The 22,265-nt window shown below is 73.3% G+C and carries 22 protein-coding genes; 11 read left to right on the forward strand and 11 right to left on the reverse strand.

All coding sequences use genetic code 11. The features are described 5' to 3' along the window. Nucleotides 1-106: 106 nt before the first annotated feature. On the reverse strand, nucleotides 107-904 hold the full coding sequence (locus tag HA073_RS24715) for a hypothetical protein (protein WP_166457379.1): 798 nt from the start codon (nucleotides 902-904) through the stop codon (nucleotides 107-109). Between the two features lie 488 nt (nucleotides 905-1,392). Between HA073_RS24715 and pdhA the strand changes: the two genes are divergently transcribed. From pdhA to HA073_RS24745, 6 genes are all read left to right on the forward strand, one after another. Next, complete coding sequence (gene pdhA, locus HA073_RS24720) at nucleotides 1,393-2,571, forward strand: pyruvate dehydrogenase (acetyl-transferring) E1 component subunit alpha (protein WP_030500531.1); 1,179 nt, start codon at nucleotides 1,393-1,395, stop codon at nucleotides 2,569-2,571. Next, on the forward strand, nucleotides 2,571-3,560 hold the full coding sequence (locus tag HA073_RS24725) for an alpha-ketoacid dehydrogenase subunit beta (protein ID WP_030269708.1): 990 nt from the start codon (nucleotides 2,571-2,573) through the stop codon (nucleotides 3,558-3,560). The genes pdhA and HA073_RS24725 overlap by 1 nt, the downstream gene beginning before the upstream one ends. A 5-nt stretch (nucleotides 3,561-3,565) precedes the next feature. Beyond that, nucleotides 3,566-5,023, forward strand: a complete 1,458-nt coding sequence (locus HA073_RS24730) for a dihydrolipoamide acetyltransferase family protein (RefSeq protein ID WP_043330772.1) — start codon at nucleotides 3,566-3,568, stop codon at nucleotides 5,021-5,023. Between the two features lie 224 nt (nucleotides 5,024-5,247). Then, nucleotides 5,248-5,385: a hypothetical protein gene (locus HA073_RS24735; RefSeq protein WP_013283356.1), complete on the forward strand. Its 138-nt coding sequence runs from the start codon at nucleotides 5,248-5,250 to the stop codon at nucleotides 5,383-5,385. 347 nt (nucleotides 5,386-5,732) lie between these two features. Then, the gene (locus HA073_RS24740; protein ID WP_166457380.1) at nucleotides 5,733-8,507 is read left to right on the forward strand and encodes a hypothetical protein; all 2,775 of its coding nucleotides are present in this window, start codon (nucleotides 5,733-5,735) and stop codon (nucleotides 8,505-8,507) included. Nucleotides 8,508-8,625: 118 nt separating this feature from the next. Further along, the gene (locus HA073_RS24745; protein ID WP_166457381.1) at nucleotides 8,626-10,458 is read left to right on the forward strand and encodes an NHL domain-containing thioredoxin family protein; all 1,833 of its coding nucleotides are present in this window, start codon (nucleotides 8,626-8,628) and stop codon (nucleotides 10,456-10,458) included. Nucleotides 10,459-10,518: 60 nt separating this feature from the next. Here the strand turns inward: HA073_RS24745 and HA073_RS24750 are convergent, their stop codons facing one another. From HA073_RS24750 to HA073_RS24760, 3 genes are read right to left on the reverse strand one after another with little or no spacing between them, the layout of a single operon-like run. Further along, nucleotides 10,519-11,268 carry a LamB/YcsF family protein gene (locus HA073_RS24750; protein WP_043327589.1) on the reverse strand — a complete coding sequence of 250 codons (750 nt, stop codon included), beginning with the start codon at nucleotides 11,266-11,268 and terminating at the stop codon, nucleotides 10,519-10,521. After that, the gene (locus HA073_RS24755; RefSeq protein ID WP_166457382.1) at nucleotides 11,252-12,115 is read right to left on the reverse strand and encodes a biotin-dependent carboxyltransferase family protein; all 864 of its coding nucleotides are present in this window, start codon (nucleotides 12,113-12,115) and stop codon (nucleotides 11,252-11,254) included. The genes HA073_RS24750 and HA073_RS24755 overlap by 17 nt, the downstream gene beginning before the upstream one ends. Then, nucleotides 12,112-12,726, reverse strand: coding sequence for an allophanate hydrolase subunit 1 (locus HA073_RS24760; RefSeq protein ID WP_166457383.1), 615 nt, complete (start codon nucleotides 12,724-12,726; stop codon nucleotides 12,112-12,114). Before HA073_RS24760 ends, HA073_RS24755 begins: the two co-directional genes overlap by 4 nt. Before the next feature lie 75 nt (nucleotides 12,727-12,801). Between HA073_RS24760 and HA073_RS24765 the strand changes: the two genes are divergently transcribed. After that, entirely contained in the window at nucleotides 12,802-13,479 is a 678-nt protein-coding gene (locus HA073_RS24765) for a hemolysin III family protein (RefSeq protein ID WP_030500524.1), read from the forward strand. A 70-nt stretch (nucleotides 13,480-13,549) separates the two neighbouring features. Here the strand turns inward: HA073_RS24765 and HA073_RS24770 are convergent, their stop codons facing one another. Next, nucleotides 13,550-13,840 carry a DUF6458 family protein gene (locus tag HA073_RS24770; protein WP_030500523.1) on the reverse strand — a complete coding sequence of 97 codons (291 nt, stop codon included), beginning with the start codon at nucleotides 13,838-13,840 and terminating at the stop codon, nucleotides 13,550-13,552. Between the two features lie 117 nt (nucleotides 13,841-13,957). On the opposite strand from HA073_RS24770, the gene HA073_RS24775 reads away from it, so the two are divergent. Next, nucleotides 13,958-14,494, forward strand: coding sequence for a histidine phosphatase family protein (locus HA073_RS24775; RefSeq protein ID WP_043327592.1), 537 nt, complete (start codon nucleotides 13,958-13,960; stop codon nucleotides 14,492-14,494). A 10-nt stretch (nucleotides 14,495-14,504) separates the two neighbouring features. Here the strand turns inward: HA073_RS24775 and HA073_RS24780 are convergent, their stop codons facing one another. Continuing rightward, nucleotides 14,505-14,915, reverse strand: a complete 411-nt coding sequence (locus HA073_RS24780) for a helix-turn-helix domain-containing protein (RefSeq protein ID WP_043327593.1) — start codon at nucleotides 14,913-14,915, stop codon at nucleotides 14,505-14,507. 128 nt (nucleotides 14,916-15,043) lie between these two features. Between HA073_RS24780 and HA073_RS24785 the strand changes: the two genes are divergently transcribed. After that, nucleotides 15,044-15,910: an aldo/keto reductase family oxidoreductase gene (locus HA073_RS24785; RefSeq protein ID WP_166457384.1), complete on the forward strand. Its 867-nt coding sequence runs from the start codon at nucleotides 15,044-15,046 to the stop codon at nucleotides 15,908-15,910. Nucleotides 15,911-15,919: 9 nt separating this feature from the next. Here the strand turns inward: HA073_RS24785 and HA073_RS24790 are convergent, their stop codons facing one another. From HA073_RS24790 to HA073_RS31210, 4 genes are all read right to left on the reverse strand, one after another. Further along, nucleotides 15,920-16,189, reverse strand: coding sequence for a DUF6458 family protein (locus HA073_RS24790; RefSeq protein WP_013283345.1), 270 nt, complete (start codon nucleotides 16,187-16,189; stop codon nucleotides 15,920-15,922). A gap of 185 nt (nucleotides 16,190-16,374) precedes the next feature. Beyond that, nucleotides 16,375-18,231, reverse strand: a complete 1,857-nt coding sequence (locus HA073_RS24795; protein ID WP_043327595.1) for an acyl-CoA dehydrogenase — start codon at nucleotides 18,229-18,231, stop codon at nucleotides 16,375-16,377. Nucleotides 18,232-18,347: 116 nt separating this feature from the next. Continuing rightward, on the reverse strand, nucleotides 18,348-19,475 hold the full coding sequence (locus HA073_RS24800; protein ID WP_043327596.1) for a PP2C family protein-serine/threonine phosphatase: 1,128 nt from the start codon (nucleotides 19,473-19,475) through the stop codon (nucleotides 18,348-18,350). A 68-nt stretch (nucleotides 19,476-19,543) separates the two neighbouring features. Continuing rightward, the gene (locus tag HA073_RS31210; RefSeq protein WP_069089158.1) at nucleotides 19,544-20,176 is read right to left on the reverse strand and encodes a septal ring lytic transglycosylase RlpA family protein; all 633 of its coding nucleotides are present in this window, start codon (nucleotides 20,174-20,176) and stop codon (nucleotides 19,544-19,546) included. 160 nt (nucleotides 20,177-20,336) lie between these two features. Here HA073_RS31210 and HA073_RS24810 point away from each other — a divergent pair, with 160 nt between their 5' ends. Next, nucleotides 20,337-20,885 (forward strand): phosphoribosyltransferase family protein, encoded by a 549-nt coding sequence (locus tag HA073_RS24810; protein ID WP_176722851.1) that lies wholly within the window; start codon nucleotides 20,337-20,339, stop codon nucleotides 20,883-20,885. A gap of 39 nt (nucleotides 20,886-20,924) precedes the next feature. After that, nucleotides 20,925-21,338 (forward strand): ASCH domain-containing protein, encoded by a 414-nt coding sequence (locus HA073_RS24815; protein WP_069089157.1) that lies wholly within the window; start codon nucleotides 20,925-20,927, stop codon nucleotides 21,336-21,338. Here the strand turns inward: HA073_RS24815 and HA073_RS24820 are convergent. Then, the gene (locus HA073_RS24820) at nucleotides 21,335-22,216 is read right to left on the reverse strand and encodes an LLM class flavin-dependent oxidoreductase (RefSeq protein WP_166457385.1); all 882 of its coding nucleotides are present in this window, start codon (nucleotides 22,214-22,216) and stop codon (nucleotides 21,335-21,337) included. The two genes, HA073_RS24815 and HA073_RS24820, sit on opposite strands and share 4 nt — an antisense overlap. Between the last annotated feature and the right edge of the window lie 49 nt (nucleotides 22,217-22,265).

Here is a 22,265-nt window from a genome sequence, read left to right on the forward strand (position 1 = left end):
CCGGAACGAGGGCACACCCCCCAGACCCCTGTTGATCGACACCACCTCGGCGAGGTGGCTGCATCGGACCGGCCGGGACCACACCACTACGCCGAAGTGGTGTCGATCATGAGGCGCGGGACACCGATGGGCGGACCAGGCCGGAAGGAGCGGACGCGGCGGACGACCCGGCAGGACCCGACGGCTCGGCAGAACCGGACGGCTCGGCGGAACCCGACGGCCCAGCGGAACCGGTCGGCTCGGCAGGACCCGACGGATCAGCGGGACCGGACGTACCCGATGGGCCGGACGGGTCGGACGAACCTGCCGAGGGCGTCGGCTCGACGGACGTGGCGGACGGCTCGGGGCTGGGGCTCGGCTCGGGCGTCGGCGTACCCGGGTCGGACGGCGGGTGCGACGGCGACGGTGAGGGCACCGGCGAGGGGTGCGGCGGGCGGACCGGGGTGGGCCGGACCGGCGTGGACGGTGGCGGCGGCGCGGCCACCGGGCGGGACCGGTGGCGGGCGGCGAGGTCGCTGTCGTCGGGCAGGCTCGGCGCGGCGGGGAGGACGGGCCGCGCCGGGGGTACGGAGGTGACGTCGGGGGTGGGCGTGGACGGCACTGCGGGCTGGGTCGCCTGGGGCGGCGGGATCACCACCGGCCCGATCGAGGGTGTCGGCAGGAACGGGGTGCTGGTGTCGGGGAGCGCGCTGTTGCCCACCGTCGCCGATCCGGTGCTGATGGCGGCGAGGATCGGCATCGACGCGGTGCCGGCGAGCAGCGCCACTGTGAGCAGGTAGCCCCGGCTGGGGGCGCCGGCGCCGGGGGCGCGGTGCGCGCCGACGACCCGGCGGTACGGGGAGGCGGGCAGCGCGCGGTGCCGGCCGAGGAAGGGTGAGCCGGGGGGACCCTCTGGTTCGGACACCGGCACACTCCTCACGCGCGAACGGGGACGGGAGAGCACGCGCGGATATTCGGACAAATGCCGCGCAACAGCTCACCGCAAGCTTGACCCAGTGACGCTCAGTTCACCAGTCGCAACCGCGTGTCGACACACATTTTGTACGTCAGCCGATCCCGCCACTGGGGACAAAGACGGCTATCCGTCATGAAGACGATGGAACCTCACCCACCAAGGAGGCCATACTGTGGGCCCGCTCACCTCCTCTGCAATCATTCAGACACGACGGCAACGCAGCCGCCACCTCCGCGTACCCCGCGGCTGGTGCGGAACGGCGCCGGCGCTCCCGGGCCTGGGTCTGTCCCCGACCGACTCCGGCTCACGCCGCGCGGCAACCCCTACCGGGGTCAGGCGCGGTCGCCAGGGACCGACCCGGCATCAGCCGGGCGGGCGCACGAGGTGCTCGGCTCGGGTAACCCCCGGCGCCGGCGCAGACAGACAGGGAGAGACGGATGGCAAAGGGCGACCCCGGGGCCGCCACCCGCAGCAAGCGGGCCGCACCCCGCACCAGGCGCGCCGCCGCGGCCGGTGAACCGGAACTCGTACAGCTGCTCACGCCGGAAGGTGAGCGCATCGAGACCGCGCTCGGCCCGGACGGGACCGAGTACCGCGTCGACTTCACCGACGAGGAGTACCGCGGGCTCTACCGCGACCTCGTGCTGGTCCGCAAGCTGGACGCCGAGGCCACCGCGCTGCAGCGCCAGGGCGAGCTGGGACTGTGGGCCAGCCTGCTGGGCCAGGAGGCGGCGCAGGTCGGCTCCGGCCGGGCGCTGCGTACGCAGGACATGGCGTTCCCGACCTACCGCGAGCACGGCGTGCTCTACTGCCGCGGCATCGACCCGATCATGCCGCTGGGCCTGTTCCGCGGCGTCGACCAGGGCGGCTGGGACCCGAACGAGTTCAAGTTCAACATGTACACGATCGTGATCGGGGCGCAGACCCTGCACGCGACCGGGTACGCCATGGGTGTCGCCATGGACGGCAAGACCGGCGGCGAGGACGGCGAGGCGGTCATCGCCTACTTCGGCGACGGCGCCACCAGCCAGGGCGACGTCAACGAGTCGTTCGTCTGGGCCAGCGTCTTCAACGCCCCGCTGGTGTTCTTCTGCCAGAACAACCAGTACGCCATCTCCGAGCCGCTGGAGCGGCAGACCCGCGTGCCGCTGTACCGGCGGGCCGGCGGGTTCGGCTTCCCCGGCGTCCGGGTGGACGGCAACGACGTGCTCGCGTCGTACGCGGTGACCCGGCACGCGCTGGACAACGCGCGCAACGGCCAGGGCCCGAGCCTGATCGAGGCGTACACCTACCGGATGGGCGCGCACACCACCTCCGACGACCCGACCCGCTACCGCATCGCCAGCGAGGTCGAGGCGTGGCAGGCGAAGGACCCGATCGCCCGGATGAAGGCGTTCCTGACCAAGCAGAAGATCGCCGACGAGTCGTTCTTCACCGAGGTCGACGAGCAGGCCCGCACCGAGTCGGTGCACCTGCGCGAGCGTGTGCTCGCCATGCCCGACCCGCAGCCGGTGAGCATGTTCGACCACGTCTACCCCAACGGCTCTCCCGAGCTGGACGAGCAGCGGGCCCGGTTCACGCAGTACATGGAGTCCTTCGAGGGGAGCGCGCACTGATGGCCACGGAGACGCTCACCCTCGGCAAGGCACTGAACACCGGCCTGCGGCGGGCCCTGGAGAACGACCCGAAGGTCGTCATCATGGGCGAGGACGTCGGCAAGCTCGGCGGCGTGTTCCGGATCACCGACGGCCTCCAGAAGGACTTCGGCGACCAGCGCGTCATCGACACCCCGCTGGCCGAGTCCGGCATCATCGGCACCGCTGTCGGCCTGGCCATCCGCGGTTTCCGTCCGGTCTGCGAGATCCAGTTCGACGGCTTCGTCTACCCCGCGTACGACCAGATCGTGTCGCAGGTGGCGAAGATGCACTACCGCTCGCAGGGCAAGGTGCGGATCCCGATGGTCATCCGCATCCCGTTCGGCGGCGGCATCGGCGCGGTCGAGCACCACTCCGAGTCGCCCGAGGCGTACTTCGCGCACACCGCCGGTCTCAAGGTGGTGAGCTGCGCGAACCCGCAGGACGCGTACGTGATGATTCAGCAGGCGATCGCGTCGGACGACCCGATCGTGTTCCTGGAGCCGAAGCGGCGCTACTGGGAGAAGGGTCCGGTGGACCTGGACGCGCCGATCGCCGACGCGTACCCCCTGCACTCGGCCCGGGTCGCGCGGCCCGGCACGGACGCGACGGTCCTGGCGTACGGCCCGATGGTCCGCACCGCGCTCGACGCGGCCACCGCCGCCGCCGAGGACGGCCGCGAGCTGGAGGTCATCGATCTGCGCACGATCTCGCCGCTGGACCTGACCGCCGCGTACGAGTCGGTGCGGCGCACCGGCCGCTGCGTGGTCGTGCACGAGGCCCCGGGCAACCTGGGTCTCGGGTCGGAGATCGCGGCCCGGATCACCGAGGAGTGCTTCTACTCCCTGGAGTCCCCGGTGCTGCGGGTGACCGGCTTCGACACCCCCTACCCGGCCGCCCGGGTGGAGGAGGAGTACCTGCCCGACCTGGACCGGGTGCTCGACGCCGTCGACCGCACGTTCGGCTGGTGAGCGGCATGTCCCGGATCAAGGAGTTCAACCTTCCCGACCTGGGCGAGGGCCTGACCGAGGGCGAGATCCTCGCCTGGCTGGTCAAGGTCGGCGACGACATCGAGCTGAACCAGCCGATCGTCGAGGTGGAGACCGCGAAGGCGGCGGTCGAGATCCCGGCGAAGTGGGCCGGCCGGGTGCAGGCGATCTTCCACCCGGAGGGGTCCACTGTCGAGGTCGGCGTGCCGATCATCGCGATCGACACCGACCCGGGCGCCGGGCCGATCGAGGAGTCGACGACCGCGACCCCGGCGTCGGACCTGCCCGCTCCGTCGGCCGCGTCGCTCGCCGCGGTCCAGGTCGCGCCCGCCGAGGGCATGGTCGAGCCGGGCCTGATCGGTGGTGTGGCCCCGGGTGGGCGTACCGCCGTGCTGGTCGGCTACGGCCCGCGCAACGCCCCGGCCAAGCGCCGCCCGCGCAAGGGTGACGCGCCGGCACCGGCTCAGGCCGCCGCCCCGGTGGCGCCCGCGCCTGTCGCGCCCGCCCCGCCCGCTCCCGCCCCGGCGGTCAACGGCAACGGCCGGGTCTCCGGTCCGGTGCTGGCCAAGCCGCCGGTCCGCAAGCTGGCGAAGGACCTCGGCATCGACCTGGCCACGCTGACCGGCTCGGGTCCGCTCGGCTCGATCACCCGTGAGGACGTACAGCGGGCGGCGACCGCGACCCCGGCGGCGGCCGAGCCGCTGACGGTCACGACGCCGGCCGCGTCGGCCGCGAGCTTCGGCGCGGACCGCGAGCAGCGCATCCCGGTCAAGGGGGTACGCAAGCTCACCGCGGAGAACATGGCCCGCTCGGCGTTCACCGCCCCGCACGTGACGGAGTTCCTGACCGTCGACGTGACCCGGGCGATGAAGGCGCTGGACCGGCTGCGTGACCGGCGGGAGTGGCGCGACGTGCGGGTCTCGCCGCTGCTGCTGGTCGCCAAGGCGGTGCTGCTGGCGGTCAAGCGGCACCCGATGGTCAACTCGACCTGGGCCGGCGACGAGATCGTGGTGAAGGAGTACGTCAACCTCGGCATCGCGGCGGCCACCGAGCGCGGCCTGATCGTGCCGAACATCAAGGACGCCGGGCGGCTCTCGCTGCGCGAGCTGGCGGACGCGATGACGGACCTGGTGCAGACCGCGAAGTCGGGGAGGACGTCCCCGGCGGACATGTCCGGCGGCACGTTCACCATCACCAACGTCGGCGTCTTCGGCGTCGACACCGGTACGCCGATCCTGCCCCCGGGCGAGTCGGCGATCCTCGCCTTCGGCGCGGTACGGGAGCAGCCGTGGGTGCACAAGGGCAAGGTGAAGCCGCGCCTGGTGACCACGCTCGGCCTCTCCTTCGACCACCGCATCATCGACGGTGAGCTGGGCTCGAAGTTCCTCCGCGACATCGGGGACTTCCTGGCCGACCCGGAGGCGGCGCTGCTCGCCTGGACCTGACGCACCACCGCTCCGGTCACGGCCGGTGTGCCACGGGTGAACGCCCGGCACACCGGCCGTAACCGTTTCGGGAACGGAATCATAGGATCTGAGGGCAGGCTGACCTACGATCCTTAGGTACGTGGTTCAGCTCACCTAATAATCGATGGCGATGGGCGGCCTGGTGCGCTTAAATAGAGACATCAAGGGGCTGACAACCGAATAGCCAGGAGGAGAGACCCAAGATGAGCATGATCGAGCGAATCCGCACCCGCCGCGACGCCAACCGCCGCGCCCGCGCCATCGAGCACGCGCTGCGTTCCGCGAACTCGCCCGCGGTCCGCGAGGAGCTTCTCGCCATCGCCCAGCGTCACATGAGCTGACGCCACAGACCTTTCTCACCTCCTCCAGTCCGAAGACCCGCCCGACACCGGGCGGGTCTTCGGCGTATCGGCATCGGTCGGCACCGGGATTCCACCTCGCCGCACCGCCCGGTACGGTTGGCACGGTCGCCAACCGGTGGTTCCGGGCCGACGCGGGCAAGTGAAACCCATCGACGTCGTCCGGTGACTTTCGGTGACGGCCGATGCTCCCCCGGGCGGCTCCGGGCAACCACCGGATACGGTGCGGGGAGCCCGCACGGCCGGTACCCGCCGGCGACGCCGGCAGCCATGCCGACGGTTCCCCGGACCGGCATCGGCGGCCGACCTGTGATGGAGGAGGCGCACCCATGACGTCCGAGGCTCCGCACCGCCCCGGCCAGGAGCCGGGCGAGGTGTCGCCGGGCACCGGCGGACCGGTGCCGTACGGCGATCAGCCGGCGCAGCAGGACAACGGGTACAACGGAGCGCCCGACCTCGGCTGGGCGCCGCCCCCGCCGGCCGGTCGGCCCGCGCAGCCGGCCCCGGCCTGGGCCGCTAACGACGAACAGCCCCCCGCCTGGGCCCCGCCCGCGGGCCAGCCGGTGACCGGCCGGGCCACCGCCCAGGTCCCACCGCCCGCCGACCGTGGGCAGCAGCCCGCCTGGGGCGGCACCGACCAGGGCGCCCCCGCCTGGGCCGGTCCCGCCCAGGGCAGTCCCGTGTGGGGCGCTCAGGAGCAGCCCGGCCCGGACCGCGCCGCCGACCCGGCGCCGCCCGCGTGGGCCGCCACGCCGCCGGGCAGCCCGGTCGAGCCGACGGCGCCGGCCTGGGCCGCCGAGCAGAACCGCCAGGGGTGGGGCTCCGGTGAGCAGCCGGCCCGGTCGCCGTCCGGCGACCCGGCCGCCCGCAGCACCGGTTACGTCCCCGCCCCGGCCACCGTGCCGAACGAGACCTGGGTCACGCCCGCCCCGCCGGACGACCCGCACCGCTCCGGCGGCTTCGCGCCCACCGGTGGGCAGCACGACGACGCCCCGGGACACGCCGGTGGCTGGTCCACCGCCGCGCCGCCGGACGATCCGAACCGCTCCGGCGGCTGGAACCCGCGCGACGAGCAGCCCGCCGCGGCCGACGACCCCGGCCGCTCCGGCGGCTGGACGCCGCGTGAGAGCCAGCCGGCCTGGGCACCTCCGGGTCAGCAGACCGGCGCCACCTGGCCGCCGGCCGACCCGCCCGCCCGTGCCGCCGCCGCGGTCTCGGTGCCCGGCGTCACCCGGCCGGACAACGCGTGGTCCACTCCGGAGCAGTCCGATCAGGACAACCGCTCCGCCGCTGGCGAGGACGACTCGCACCGCTCCGGCGGCTGGCGTCCGACCGGTGGACAGCACGACGGCGGATGGCCCGCCCCGCAGGCCGAGAACCGGCCGGGTGGCTGGGACGAGCCCGCCCGCCCCGACGACCCGGACCGCTCCGGCGGCTGGGCCGCGGGCCGCGCCGCCGGCCCCGCCGAGGCGGCACAGCCGGGCGGCTGGGGTGAGCCGGACCAGGGCCGGCAGCCCGGTGGCTGGGGCGCCCCCGCCGTACCGCAGCAGCGTGACTCCGAGGAGCAGGCCGGCGCCTGGAGCGGCGCCGCGTCCGTGCCGCAGCAGGAGAGCGGCCGGTCGGCCGAGGAGCCGGCACAGCCCAGTTGGGGTGCCGCCGCACCGGTCGATACTCCGGCGGCCCGCGCGAGCGTCTCCGTACCGGCGCCCGACGCCGGCTGGGGCGGCAACCAGAACGACCGCCCGGCCGTACCGGCCGCCGAGCCGTGGTCGCCCGCCGAGGCGTGGGGCCGTTCCGAGGACTCCGCCCCGGCGTACCAGCCCGCTCCCGCGCCGGGCATCTCGCCCGGCAACGCGGTGCCGCTGCCGGCGCAGCAGCAGCGCGTGCCCGGAGCCGCGCTCGCCGCGTCGCCGCCCGCCGACCAGCCGCCCGCGCCGGCCGAACCCCAGGGGTACGAGCCGGAGCGCGGTGACGGCGCGTGGGGCGAGTCGCAGTCGGCCTCCGTGCCCGGCCCGCGTACCTCTCCGGAGGGCGGCCCGGTCTCGGCCAGCGCGTCGGTCCCGGTGACCAGCCGGGTCACCCCGCCGTCCGACCAGCCCCTGCCGACCGGCACCCCGGCGCCGCAGCCCCGGGTGTACGGCCGGCCCGCCCGCCCGGAGCCCGAGGACACGCCCGAGCAGGACGGTCACGGCTTCCCCGAGCAGGACGGGCCGTCCGGATTCGGCCCGGACAACGGCTTCCCCGGCCCGCAGTCCCGGACCGAGGACGCCGACGGGCCGCACGGGTACGCCGTCGTACCGCCGTCCTCGCCGGCCGCGCCGCCGCCGTTCCCGGCCGGTGTGCCGTCCTTCATGGACCCGCCCGCCAACACCCGCCCCGCCAACGGGGTGCACCCGGGCGGCGAGCAGCCCGGCGCGGTCCGGGACCCGTTCGACGGCCCGCAGAGCCCCTACGGCACCCCGGGTGGCAGCCAGGACCCGTTCGGCCCGCCCGGCGGCCATCAGGACCCGTTCGGTGGCCCTCAGGGCGGTCGCCAGGATGCGTTCGGCAGCCCGGCCGGCCGGCCCGAGCCGTTCGGCGGCCAGCCGGACCAGTTCGGCCCGCCGGCCGGTGGGCGCGCCTCCGTCGCGGTGCCCGGCCAGGGCCGGCCGGGCGAGACGAGCCCCTTCCCGGCACAGCAGGCCCCGCCGGCCTGGTCGCAGGACGCGCCGTCCGGTGAGCCGGAGCAGGGCCGGTTCGACGCGTTCAAGCCGGACGCCGCCGAGCCGCAGACCGAGGCGCCCCCGCCGAAGGTACGCAACGGACGGGTGCTGGCCGCCGTACTGATCGCGGCGGTGCTCATCCTCGCCGTACCGCTCGGTCTGCTCACGCTGCTCGGCAAGGTCGGCGACGACAAGCCGGCGGGCTTCGACCCGGCGGTCGGTTCCTGCGTCAAGCAGTCCGGCGAGACCGCCGTTCCCGCCGACTGCGGTGAGCAGGGCGCGTTCAGCGTGGTGTCGAAGGTGGACAACAAGGACAAGTGCGCCGATCTGACGCAGCCCACCGTCTCCGTCGAGAACGGCGGGACCACCCGAGTGCTCTGCCTGAAGCCGGCCGGCCAGTAACCACACGTACGCGGAGCGTCCACCCCTCACCGGGTGGGCGCTCCGCGCCGTTCCGGTGTGCCTCTGTTCACCCCGGGTTCGCCGCGAGCGCACCCGGCCGGTGCGGCACGATGGGGGCATGAGCGCGCGCGTACGGGCACCGGAACTGCGGGGTCGGGCCTGGCTGAACACCGGCGGCAAGGCCGTCACGCTGGCCGACCTGCGCGGCAAGATCGTCTTGTTGGACTTTTGGACCTTCTGCTGCATCAACTGCCTGCACGTGCTGGACGAGTTGCGCCCGCTCGAAGAGAAGTACGGCGACGTCCTGGTCGTGATCGGGGTGCACTCGCCGAAGTTCGAGCACGAGAAGGACCCGGCGGCGCTGGCGGCGGCCGTCGAGCGGTACGGCGTGCACCACCCGGTGCTCGACGACGCCGACATGGACATGTGGCAGCAGTACGCGGCCAAGGCATGGCCGACTCTGGCCGTGGTCGACCCCGAGGGGTACGTGGTCGCCACCATGGCCGGCGAGGGGCACGCCGAAGGGCTGGCGCGGCTGATCGACGAGTTGATCGCCACCCATGAGGCGAAGGGCACGCTGCACCGGGGCGAGGGCCCGTACGTGCCGCCGGCCGAGCCGGACACCGTGCTGCGGTTCCCCGGCAAGGCGCTGCCGCTCGACGGCGGGAACCTGCTGGTCAGCGACTCGGCCCGGCACTCGCTGGTGGAGCTGGCCGCCGACGGCGAGACGGTGGTGCGCCGCATCGGCGCCGGTTCCCGGGGCCGTACGGACGGCCCGGCCTCCGCCGCCACCTTCGCCGAGCCGCAGGGGCTCTGCCTGCTGCCGCCGCACGTGGCCGAGGTCGCCGGTTACGACGTGGTCGTCGCGGACACCGTCAACCACCTGCTGCGCGGCGTACGGCTGTCGTCCGGCGAGGTGGTCACGATCGCGGGCACCGGGCGGCAGTGGCGCTCGACCGTCGACGACCACGCGCACGACGCCCGCGCCGTCGACCTGTCGTCCCCGTGGGACGTGGCCTGGTACGGCGATCGGGTGATCGTCGCCATGGCCGGCATCCACCAGCTCTGGTGGTTCGACCCGATCAAGCGGACCGCCGGCATGTACGCCGGGACCACAGTCGAGGCGCTGCGCGACGGCCCGCTGCCGGACGTGTGGATGGCCCAGCCGTCCGGGTTGTCCGTCTCGGTCGACGGGACACGGCTCTGGGTGGCCGACAGCGAGACCAGCGCGATCCGGTGGGTCGAAGGCGGCGTGATGCACACCGCAGTCGGTCAGGGCCTGTTCGACTTCGGGCACGTCGACGGCCCGGCCGACCAGGCGTTGCTCCAGCACCCGCTGGGCGTGTGCGCGCTGCCCGACGGTTCGGTGCTGATCGCCGACACGTACAACGGGGCGGTGCGCCGCTTCGACCCGGAGACCGGCCAGGTGGGCACCGTGGCGGACGGGCTGGCCGAGCCGAGCGACCTGGTGCTGACCGGCGAGGGCGACGTGCTCGTGGTCGAGTCGGCCGCGCACCGGCTGACCCGGCTGGCGCCGGGCGCGCTGACGTCGGCCGGGGCGAACACGGTGGACGGCCCCCGACACCGGCTGGAGCGCAAGCCGACCGACGTGGCAGCCGGGGAGCTGACCCTGGACGTGATCTTCACGCCGGCGCCGGGGCAGAAGCTCGACGAGACGTACGGGCCGTCGACCCGGCTGGTGGTCTCGGCGTCCCCGCCGGAGCTGCTGGTCGAGGGCGCGGGCACGACCACCGACCTGTCCCGCAAGCTGGTGGTCAGCGGCGACGTGGCGCAGGGGGTGCTGCAGGTGACCGCCCAGGCGGCGACCTGCGACGCCGATGTGGAGCACGCGGCCTGTCACCTGACGCGGCAGGACTGGGGCGTGCCGGTCCGGGTGGTCACCGGCGGCGCGACCCGCGTGCCGCTGGTCCTGCGTGGCATGGACGCCTGACAGCGCGTGTTAAGAAGGGCCCCTTTCTCTACCGGAGGCGTTAAGAAGGGGCCCTTCCTTTCACGCGAACGGAGTGAGCGTGACCCCCGCGTCGATGAGCGCGGCGCGGACCAGCTCCGCGCACCGCACCGCGCCGGGCGTGTCCCCGTGCAGGCAGATCGACTCGACCGGGCAGGCGATCACCGTCCCGTCGACGGCGACGAGCGTCTGCTCGACGGCCATCCGTACCGCCCGGACGGCCACCTGCTCCGGGTCGGTCACCAGCGCGTCGGGGGAGCTGCGCGGCACCAGCGTGCCGTTCGGGAGGTAGTTGCGGTCGGCGAACCCCTCGGCCACCACCCGCAGGCCGGCGCCGGTGGCGAGCTGCGCGAGCACGCTGCCGGGCTGGCAGAGCACCGGTAGCTCGTGGTCGTACCCGCTGATCGCGGCCACCAGCGCGGCGGCCTGGGCCTCGTCGCGGGCCGCCGCGTGGTAGAGCGCGCCGTGCGGTTTGAGGTAGCGGACCCGGGTGCGGTACAGCCGGCAGAAGGCGTCGAGCGCGCCGAGCTGGTAGATCGTCTCGTCGCGCAGCTCGGCGAAGTCGTACGCGATGTGCCGCCGACCGAAGCCGGCGAGGTCCCGGTAGCCGACCTGCGCGCCGACCGCTACGCCGCGTTCGGCGGCGGCGGCGCAGACCTGGTGCATGGTGGCCGCGTCGCCGGCGTGGAAGCCGCAGGCGACGTTCGCGGAGCTGATCAGGTCGAGCAGCGCGTGGTCGTCGCCGAGCCGCCAGCTTCCGAATCCCTCGCCCAGGTCAGCGTTGAGGTCCATGGAACGTCACCGTAGTGCCTGGCCGGGCCTGGGCGAACGCTGTCACGTCGTCCACCACTCCGACGACCGGGTAGCCGCCGGTGGTGGGGTGGTCGGCCAGGAAGACCAGCGGCTGGCCGTCCGGCGGGACCTGCACCGCGCCGAGCACCAGGCCCTCGCTGGGCAGTTCGCCGGCGACCGCGCGGGGCAGCGCCGCGCCGGCCAGCCGCGCGCCGATCCGGTTGCTGTCCGGGCTCACCGTGTACGCGGTGCCGCACAGCAGGTCCAGCGCCTCGGGCGTGAACCAGTCCTGCCGGGGGCCGGGGCGCACGGTCAGCCGCAGTTCGTCCGGGACCGGCCGGGTGACGGCGAGGTCGACCGGGGGCGGCGGCCGGTCCGCGGTGCCGAGTGGCAGCCGGTCCCCGTCGCGCAGCGGAGGCGGCCCGAGCCCGGAGAGCGTGTCGGTGGATCGGCTGCCGAGCACCGGTTCGACGGTGATTCCGCCGCTGACCGCCAGCCAGGTGCGTACGCCGGCCCGGGCCGGTCCGACGCGCAGCACCGCGCCCGCCGGTAGTGCGAGCGGCAGTCCCACGTCCCCCGGCCGGGTGTCCCCGACCGGCCACTCGACGGCCACGTCGGCCGGGGCGCCGGTGAGCGCGAGCGCGACGGCCCGGGTGAAGCGCAGCACGCAGCCGGTCATGGTGATCTCCAGCCCGGCGGCGTGCTCGTCGTTGCCGACGAGGCGGTTGGCCAGGCGCAGGGCGGCCGGGTCGAGCGCGCCGGAGCGGGGTACGCCGAGGTGCGCCCACCCCGGTCGGCCCTGGTCCTGGACGGTGGTGAGCGCCCCGGCCCGCAGTACCTCGATCACGGCGTGTCGACCAGCCGGACCCGGGTGCCGGGGGTGAGCCGGGCCGGCGGGTCGGCGCGCACGTCGAACAGCGGCAGGTCGGTCCGGCCGACCAGCAGCCAGCCGCCGGGTGACGCGGCGGGGTAGATGCCCGCGTACGGGCCGGCGAGCGCGACCGAGCCGGCCGGCACCCGGGTACGCGGTGTGGCGAGCCGGGGCACTGCCAGCTCGGGCGGCAGCCCGGTCAGGTACGCGAACCCGGGCGCGAATCCGCAGAACGCGACCCGGAACTCGGTACGCCGCAGCCGGTCGATCACGGCGGGCACGTCGGTGTCCCAGTGGGCGGCGACGCGCGGCAGGTCCTCGCCGTCGTACACGACTGGCACCCGGACCTCGGCGGTGGTCGCGCCGGGGCCGCCGGTCCGTGGCCGCCAACCGGCGATCCGGTCGGCGGCGGCCGACGGGTCCGGTACGCCGTCGAGCAGCACGGTGACCGCGCCCGGGACGATTTCGGTGGCGGTCAGCTCGCCGCTCGCGCGCCGGTGCCACAGTTCGGCCCGCCATGCCTCGACCTGCTCGGGGTCGTCGCAGTCGAGCAGCAGGGCGTGGGTCCCGACCGGCCGGATCCGCATCCGGTCATCCTCCCGTCGGCTGACGTGACGGTCCACACTACTTGCAAGTAACCTACGCTGTCGTAACCTGTTGACGTGACCACATCCGCACCGTTCCGGCTCCGGCCGGCCGACATCGGGAAGCCGCGCATGCGCGGCTGGCTGCACGCATACGCGTTCTTCGCCGCTCTCGTCTGCGGCATCGTGCTCTGTTCGATCGCCGCCGGCCGTCCCGGCTGGGCGCCGCTGGTGAGCTGCCTGATCTACAGCTTCACCGTGTGCGGGCTGTTCGGCACCAGCGCGCTCTACCACCGGCGGGTCTGGTCCGAACGCGGCTACCAGATCATGCGCCGGATGGACCACTCGATGATCTTCGTGTTCATCGCCGGCACCTACACGCCGTTCTGCGCGCTGCTGCTGGACACCCGGCAGGCCACGATCATGCTGAGCCTGGTCTGGGGCGGCGCGATCGCGGGCGTGGCGGTGAAGCTGATCTGGCCGCACGCGCCGCGCTGGGTCTCCGCCCCGCTCTATCTCGCGCTCGGCTGGGTAGCGGTGGCCATGCTGCCGCAGATCCTGCACTCCGGCGGCGTCACCGCGCTGGTGCTGCTGGCCGTGGGCGGCGCGATCTACAGCGTGGGCGCGGTGTTCTACGCGCTGCGCCGCCCGAACCCGTGGCCCACGGTCTTCGGGCACCACGAGTTCTTCCACGCCTGCACGCTCGTCGCGGCGATCTGCCACCACATCGCGATCTACTTCGCCCTGTTCGCCTGAGCCGAGCCGGCCCCGGACACGCGCGAGGGCCCCGCGCCGTTGCGGGGCCCTCGGGTTCGGGGGTACGGGATCAGGCCGGGTAACCCGAGCCCGGACCACGCACCTCGCGGTACTCCTCGCGTACGACGCGGTCCTCCCGCACCGGTGCGACCGGCTCGGCGACGACCCGCTCACGCACCGGCGCCGCCACGACCCGGCGGCGGCTGTTCCAGAAGTAGAGCGTGGTGAGCAGGCCGGCGACGCCGGCGAGCATGAGCACCCAGCCCACCACGTTGAGGTTCAGCCATCCCAGATTGGCGTCGACGGCGAACGCGAAGATCGCGCCGAGCGCGATGAGAAAGATGCTGGCACCGATGCCCATGACGTCGCCTCCTTGGCGTCCTGCTGGCGTTTCCTGCCCGCCGCGGCCATGGATGAGGTAGCGGCACACATCGACATACCCAGGCGCTTTGATCGTCAATCAGGCAAGCTGGGCGGTATGACGGACGGCAGGAACGGGCAGCGGACGCTGGTGCTGCTGCGGCACGCCAAGGCCGAGCCGTCCGGGGACCTCCCGGACGTGGAGCGGTCACTCACCGCGCGGGGGCACGCCGACGCGGCCACCGCCGGGGCCTGGCTGGCCCGGCACGGGCTGCTCCCCGACGTGGTGCTCTGCTCGCCCGCCCGGCGTACCCGGCAGACCTGGCACGACGCGGCGATGGGCATGAGCGGTTCGCCGACGGAGAGCGGTCCGGCGGGCTCGGCGCCCGCGGTGCGGTACGAGGCGAGCGCGTACGACGCGCTTCCGGATCAGCTGCTGGAGCTGCTGTGGACCGTCGAGCCGACCGCCGGCACCGTGCTCCTGGTCGCCCACAATCCGGGGATCTCACTGTTGTCGGCGCTGCTCGACCCGCAGCGGGCCGACCCGGACGGGCTGCGGACCAGTGACCTTGTGGTGCACCGGCCGACGACCCGCTGGGCCGACCTCGGGCCGGGAACCGCGCCGATCACCGGCCGCCACACCGCCCGCGCCTGAGCCACAGCGCTCAGCCGACGCGGGTGTCGTACGCGGCCCGGTTGGCGAGCACGTCGTCCATGTGCGCCTCCGCCCAGGACTTCAGGCCGCGGATCATCTCGTGCAGCGAGAACCCGAGGTCGGTCATCTCGTAGGTGACCGTCACCGGCACTGTCGGCTCGACGGTGCGGGTGATCAGACCGTCGCGCTCCAGGGCGCGCAGCGTCTGGGTGAGCATCTTCTGGCTGACCCCGGGCAGCGTGCGGAACAGCTCGGAGTATCGCCTCGGTCGTGGGTCGCCCGCGCAGTCCGCCCCGAACCGGTGCGAGCCGTCGCTGCGCAGCGCGGCCAGCACGAGTGCGACCCACTTGTCGGTGATCCGGTCGAGCAGTTGCCGGCTGGGGCACCCGGCCAGGAACGCGTCGTACTCGGCCTTGCTCATCTTCTGCTCCTGCCGCCCGGTGAGCTACGCACTTTCAGGTGCCTACTTCCCACGAGAAAGTAACACCCCGATAGTGGAGGGCGGCCGCCGCGACCCGGCGGCGTCGCGTAACGACGAGAGGTACACGCATGGCCCCCACCACCCTTCCCGGCGGCACCTGGACGCTGGGCGACCTGACCGTGACCCGGTTCGGCTACGGCGCGATGCAGCTCGCCGGCCAGTGGGTCATGGGACCACCGGCGGACCACGAGGGCGCCCTCGCGGTGCTGCGCGAGGCGGTCGCGCTCGGCATCACCCACATCGACACCAGCGCGGCGTACGGGCCGTACGTCACCAACCGGCTGATCCGGGAGGCGCTGCACCCGTACCCGGAGTCGCTGCACGTCGTCACCAAGGTCGGCGCGGACCGGGACGAGCAGGGCGGCTGGCCCACCGCGCGCGACCCGCGCAGCCTGCGCCGGCAGGTCCGGGAGAACCTGAAGACGCTCGGCCTGGAGAGGCTCGACCTGGTCAACCTGCGGCTCGGCGACGCCACGGGCCCGCAGCCCGGCTCGCTCGCCGAGCCGCTGGAGACGCTCGTCGCGCTCCAGCGGGAGGGCCTGATCCGCCACCTCGGCCTGAGCAACGTGACGCCGGCACAGGTCACCGAGGCACAGGCCATCACACCCATCGTCTGCGTGCAGAACCACTACAACCTGGCGCACCGCGCAGACGACGACCTGATCGACGAGCTGGCCCGGCAGGGCGTCGCCTACGTGCCGTACTTCCCGCTCGGCGGCTTCACCCCGCTGCAGTCCTCGGCGCTGTCGGCAGTGGCCGCGCGCCTCGGGGCGACACCGATGGGTGTCGCCCTGGCCTGGCTGCTGCGCCGTTCCCCGAACATCCTGCTGATCCCCGGCACCAAGTCCGTCGCGCACCTGCGCGAGAACGTCGCCGGCGCCGGGCTGGCCCTCTCCGGCGAGGATCTCGCCGAGCTGGACCGGATCGGCCGCTGAGACGCGGCGTCAGGACGGCGGCGCCGTCGGCGGCGGCGGGTCGGGCGGCGGCGGCATCATCGCGGTCGGATGCGAGAGCCGGTTCTCCTCCACGATGAGCGTGCGGGCCCGCTTGCGGCGGTCCTGCCAGAACCACAGCGTGGTCAGCAGGACGCCCAGCCCGGCCAGGATGAAGACCCAGCCGACCGCGCGCAGGTCGATCCACCAGACGTTGGCCCGGATGGCGAAGGTCATGATCGCGCCGAGCGCGATGAGAAAGATGGCGCTACCAATGCCCATGTGCGCTGCACTCCCCCGTGCGATGGCCTTGGGCGTACTCCGGTCGTGGTCCGCGACGGTTACCCGCCACCGGGCCGCCTATCCGCCCGGGGCGCACGCACGACGACGGCCGGCGGGCTGGGGCCCGCCGGCCGTCGTCATGAGGGGGAGAGTGACGCTTCAGGGGTGAAAGCCCCCGGAAGGGCTCAGAAAGCCTCCTCCGGGAGGTCCATGATCTCCAGGTCGGTGCCCTCGATGATCCGCCGGTCCGCGCCGATGCGGGGCAGCACCTCGCGGGCGAAGAACCGGGCGGCGGCGACCTTGCCGGTGTAGAAGGACTTGTCGGCCGCGGAGACCTCGCCGGCCAGCGCCTTCAGCGCCACGTCCGCCTGCTTCTGCAGCAGCCAGCCGACCACCAGGTCGCCGATCGCGAGCAGGAACCGGCGGCTGCTCAGGCCGACCTTGTAGAGGGCGCGGGTGTCGCCACCCTGGGCCTCGCCCAGCCAGCCGGTCATCACGCCGAGGATGTTCTGGATCTCGGCGAGCGCCTTGCCGAGCGCCTGCCGCTCCTCCTTGAGCTGGCCGTTGCCGGCCTCGGAGGTGATGTGCTCCTGGATCTCGGCGGCGACAGCCATCAGGGCCTTGCCGTTGTCCCGGACGATCTTACGGAAGATCAGGTCCAGGCTCTGGATCGCCGTGGTGCCCTCGTACAGGGTGTCGATCTTGGCGTCCCGGACGTACTGCTCCAGCGGGTAGTCCTGGAGGAAGCCGGAGCCGCCGAAGGTCTGCAGCGCCTCGTGCCCGAGCAGCTCGTACGCCCGCTCCGAACCGACGCCCTTGACCAGCGGCAGGAGCAGGTCGTTGACGCGCTTCGCCAGCTTGGTGGCCTTCTCGTCACCGGCCGCCTCGGCGATCGTGACCTTGTCCTGCCAGGTCGCCGTGTAGCAGACGAGCGCGCGCAGGCCCTCGGCGTACGACTTCTGCAGCAGCAGCGAGCGGCGCACGTCCGGGTGGTTGGTGATGGTCACCCGCGGCGCGGTCTTGTCGGCCATCTGGGTGAGGTCGGCGCCCTGCACCCGGTTCTTGGCGTACTCCAGCGCGTTCAGGTAGCCGGTGGAGAGCGTGGCGATCGCCTTGGTGCCGACCAGCATCCGGGCGTACTCGATGATCATGAACATCTGGCGGATGCCGTCGTGCTTCTCACCCAGCAGCCAGCCCTTGGCCGGTACGCCGTGCTCGCCGAAGGTCACCTCGCAGGTGTTCGAGACCTTCAGGCCCATCTTGTGCTCGACGTTGGTGGCGTAGACGCCGTTGCGCTCGCCCAGCTCGCCGGTCTCGGCGTCGAAGTGGTACTTCGGCACGACGAACAGCGACAGGCCCTTGGTGCCCGGGCCACCGACGCCCTCGACGCCGACCGGGCGGGCCAGCACGTAGTGGACGATGTTGTCGCTCAGGTCGTGCTCACCGGAGGTGATGAAGCGCTTCACGCCCTCGATGTGCCACGAGCCGTCCGGCTGCTGGATCGCGCGGGTACGGCCGGCGCCCACGTCCGAGCCGGCGTCCGGCTCGGTGAGGACCATGGTCGAACCCCACTGCTTGTCGATGAACAGCCGGGCCCACTTCTTCTGCTCCTCGGTGCCCTCGACGTGCAGCACGTGGGCGAAGGACGGGCCGGAGGCGTACATCCAGATCGGGGCGTTGGCGCCGAGCACCAGCTCGGCGAGCGACCACCAGAGGGCACGCGGGGCGTTGGTGCCGCCCAGGGACTCCGGCAGGTCGAGGCGCCAGAACTCGGAGTCCATGAACGCCTTGTACGACTTCTTGAACGACTCCGGCAGCGGCGCGGTGAACGTCGCCGGGTCGAAGACCGGCGGGTTGCGGTCGCTGTCCGTGTAGCTGGCAGCCAGGTCCTCGCGGGCGAGGCGGTCGACCTCGCCGAGGAAGCTGCGGGCGGTGTCGACGTCCAGGTCCGTGAACGGGGCCTGGCCGAGCGTCCGGTCCGCCCCGAATACCTCGAACAGGTTGAACTCGAGGTCCCGCACGTTGCTCTTGTAGTGGGTCATGCTCGCTGGCCCCGCTTCCGGACAGGTGTTACCGATCAGTAACTCCAGACTGTATTACTCACCGGTAGGCAACGACAAGCGGATCTCGGAAGTGACAGCGATTACACACTTCCCGTTCATCCGTCGGCGGCGCCGACCTCCCAGCTCGGCACCGGCGTCGCGGTGGCGCTGTACGGGCCCGCGTACTCCATCAGGACCAGCGCGATGTCGTCGTCGAGCCGGCCGTGCACCCACTCGACCAGGGCGGTCTCCAGCGAGGCCAGCCCGTCGGCGACGGTGCCGTGGCCGAGCAGCCGCCAGGCCCGGTCGGCGGTGGGGAAGAACTCGCCGTCCCGGCGCGCCTCGCCAAGCCCGTCGGTGAACAGCAGCAGCCGGTCGCCCGGCTCCAGCCGCTCCACACGCGGCCGGACCACCGGCATGAAGCCGAGCGGCGGCGCGGGCGCGGGCGGCTCCAGCGGGATCACCGCGCCCCGGCGCAGCAGCAACGGCGGCGGGTGCCCGCAGTTGACGATCGTGAGGGTGCCGCCGCGCTCCTCGACCAGCGCCGCGGTGACGAAGTCCTCGTCGCCGACGTTGCGGGCCACCGCCCGGTCCAGGTCGGTCACCACCGCGCGCAGGTCGGCCCGCTCGTAGGCGACGTGCCGGTAGGAACCGAGCACGATGCTGGCCAGGCGGACCGCGTCCAGCCCCTTGCCCCGGACGTCACCGATGATCATGCGGACGCCGTACGGGGTGTCCATCGCCTCGTACAGGTCGCCGCCGATCTCGGCGGTCGCGGTGGAGGAGATGTACCGGGCGGCCACCGCGAGCGTGCCGACCTGCGGTCCGAGCGGGCGCAGCACCGCCTGCTGGGCCACCGAGGCGAGCCGGGACAGCTCCGCGATGCGGTCCACCTGCCGCTGGCGTACCGCCGCCGTGGCCGCGGCGACGACAGTCCCCACCGCGATGGCTGTCACGTTCACGGCGGTCACCAGCGTGGTGCCCCGCTCGGCGAGGGCGAAGGCGACACCGACGGCGGTGGCCAGCCCGCCCATCGCGAGCACCACCCGCCAGGAGGCCAGCGCCGCCGCCAGGAACGGCGCGATGACCATCAGCGCGAGGTAGTGCGCCGGACGGCCGTCGGCCAGTTCCGCCGCGGCGACGATCGCGAGCAGCCCGAGGGCCGCGCCGAGGCCGGCGCGGGATCCGGGGCTCAGCGGGCGACGGCCCGGCTGGAAGGGTTGCGTGCGTACATCGGACAGCATGCCTGATGGACGTGAACGGGAGAATGAACCTGGCCCGTCGGCCGTGGAAGTTCTGGCCGAGTGGACGGTCAGCCGAGGACCTCGTACCGGACCTGGATGTGCCCGAGACCGGTGGCGGCGATGGACGCGAACGCGGCGCGGGACAGGTCCAGGCACCGGCCCTCGATGAACGGGCCCCGGTCGTTGATCCGCACCACCACCGACTTGCCGTTGTCCGGGTTGGTGACCCGGACCTTCGTGTTGAACGGCAGTGTCTTGTGCGCGGCGGTCAGCGCGTTCGGGTTGAACGACTCGCCGTTCGCGGTCATCTGACCCTCGGCGTAGAAGGACGCGCCGCAGGAGCCGCTGTCCACGACCTTCGGGCTGCTGGTCTTCTTCGCCGTCGGCGACGGGGAGGCGGTCCGGGCCTTGCTCCGGGAGGCCGCCTGGGTCCGGCTCGACTTCGGGCTCGCGGTGGCCTTCGGCGACGGGCTGAGGCTCGCGCTCGGCGAGGCCGACGCGCTCGGCGAGGGGGCCGCCGAGGTGGGGGCGGGCGTGCTGGGCAGCGTCGCGACCGCGACCGGCTCGGCGGGCGGCTCGGCGGAGGTGAGCCGCACGGCGCCGACGGTACCGCCGACCGCGAGCGCCACGCCGACCGCCGCGGTCGCGGCGATGGCGGCGGGCGAGGAGAACTTGCGGGTACGAAGGTGCCTAGCAGCCACCGGCCCGGTCCTTTCGTCAACTGAACAAACCGGCCCGGACCGTAACGAGAGAAGCACTTCCGAAGTCAACGTGATCATGGTGCTATGCCCGTATTTACCCCGGTACGTGTAGCCGATCACGCCACGCTCGATCGGCCGAACGGCCCACCGATCCCCGAGGATGGAAACCGTGCTGAACCGTCGCCTGGTCGAGCTGTTCCGGTGGATCGACCCCGGCCCCGGCAGCACCCACCTGGTCAGCGACACCTCCGGCTGGTGGCGTGACCCCGAGGTGCTCGCCCAGGTCGGCCCGGCGCTGGCCGGGCTCTTTCCGGACGCCCGCCCGACCGTCGTGATCGCGCCCGAGGTGACCGGGCTGCTGCTCGGCCCGCTCGTCGCGGTCGCCGCCGGAGCCGGTTTCCTGCCCGCGTACAAGGACGGCGGCGAGCGACGCCGGGCCGGGCCGACGCGCTGGGCGCAGACACCCCCCGACTACCGGGGCCGGCGGCTGCGGGTCGGCGTGGACAGCAGGCGGCTCGGCACCGGCGACCGGGTGCTGCTCGTCGACGACTGGGTCGACACCGGCGCGCAACTCGACGCGCTGTGCCGGGTCGTCCGGGACGCCGGGGCCGACCTGGTCGGCGCCGCCGCGCTCGTCGCGACCTGCCCGCCCGAGGTCGCCGCGCGGCTCAGGCTGCGCGCCCTGATCACCGGCGCCGACCTGCCGTGAGCCGCCGGCGGTGGCGGAGCGTGCCGTAGCGTCGGCGGCATGTGGCCCCGCATCGGTGGATTGCGCGCACTCGCCCTCGGCACGCCCGGTGAGCTGCGCACCCGGCTCAACACCCTCGTGCTCTCCGGCGTGAAGACCGCCACCGCCGGCCTGATGCAGGAGTACGACGACGAGAACGAGGAACTGGAGCACGTCGGCGAGCGACTGGTCCTGGTCGACGACAACGACCGGTTCGTCGCCGTCGTGGAGGTCACAGGCGTCGAGGTGGTGCGCTTCGCCGACGTGCCGTGGGACTTCGCCCGCGCCGAGGGCGAGGGCGACAGGTCGATCGAGGAGTGGCGCGAGGGCCACGGCGCCTACTGGGCCCGGCAGGGCACGCCGGTCACCGACGACACCCGGATCGTCTGCCTCCGGTTCCGGGTGGTCTCCACCGAGGGCAGCGTCGGCACCTAACCGGCCCGGCGCAGCTCCGGCAGCAGCGCCGCCGCCTCCACCAGCACCGCCTCGTCGCCCGCGTACCAACTGCTGGCCCGGGGCCAGTGCGTCACCACGTCGGTGAAGCCCAGCCGGGCCGCCCGGGCCACCTGCTCGGCGAAGAAGTCGGCGCTGGTCAGCGAGAACATCGGAGCGGAGTCGAGCGAGAGGTAGCGGTCCAGCGTCGCCGGGTCACGGCCGGCCTGCTCCAGCGTGCGGTCCATCCGCTCGGACAGCTCCGTGACCGTCCGCCACCAGCTCTCCACGTCGTCGCTGCCCTGCCCGAGGGTCACCCAGCCCTGCCCGAACCGGGCGGCCAGCCGCATCGAGCGGGGACCGTTCGCGGCCACCACGAACGGCACCCGGGGCTGCTGGACACACCCCGGGTTGTTGCGCGCGTCGACTGCGGTGAACCAGTCCCCGCGCCAGGTCGTGCCGTCCTCCCGCAGGATCGCGTCGAGCAGCTCGATGAACTCGGCGAACCGGTCCACGCGCTGCCGGGGCGGCAGCGTCTCGCCGCCGAGCACCGCCGAGTCGAAGCCGATGCCCCCCGCGCCCAGGCCGAGCAGCACGCGGCCGTCGGACACGTCGTCGAGCGCCGTCACCTGCCGGGCGAACGCCACCGGGTGCCGGAAGTTCGGCGAGGCCACGAGCGTCCCCAGCTTGACCCGGGACGTCACGCCGGCCGCCGCGGTCAGCGTCGTCCACGAGTCGAACCACGGCCCGTCGACCAGGTCACGCCAGCCCAGGTGGTCGTAGGTCCAGGCGTGGTCGAAGCCCCACTCGTCCACCTGGGCCCACCGCCGGCGTGCTTCCGACCAACGCTGGTCAGGCAGGATCACGATGCCGATTCGCATGCCCGCCAGGGTACGACCCGGGTCGGACACTCCGACCCGGGTCGGGTGA

This window comes from Micromonospora sp. CMU55-4, from assembly GCF_011602315.1.
GTDB lineage: Bacteria > Actinomycetota > Actinomycetes > Mycobacteriales > Micromonosporaceae > Micromonospora > Micromonospora chalcea.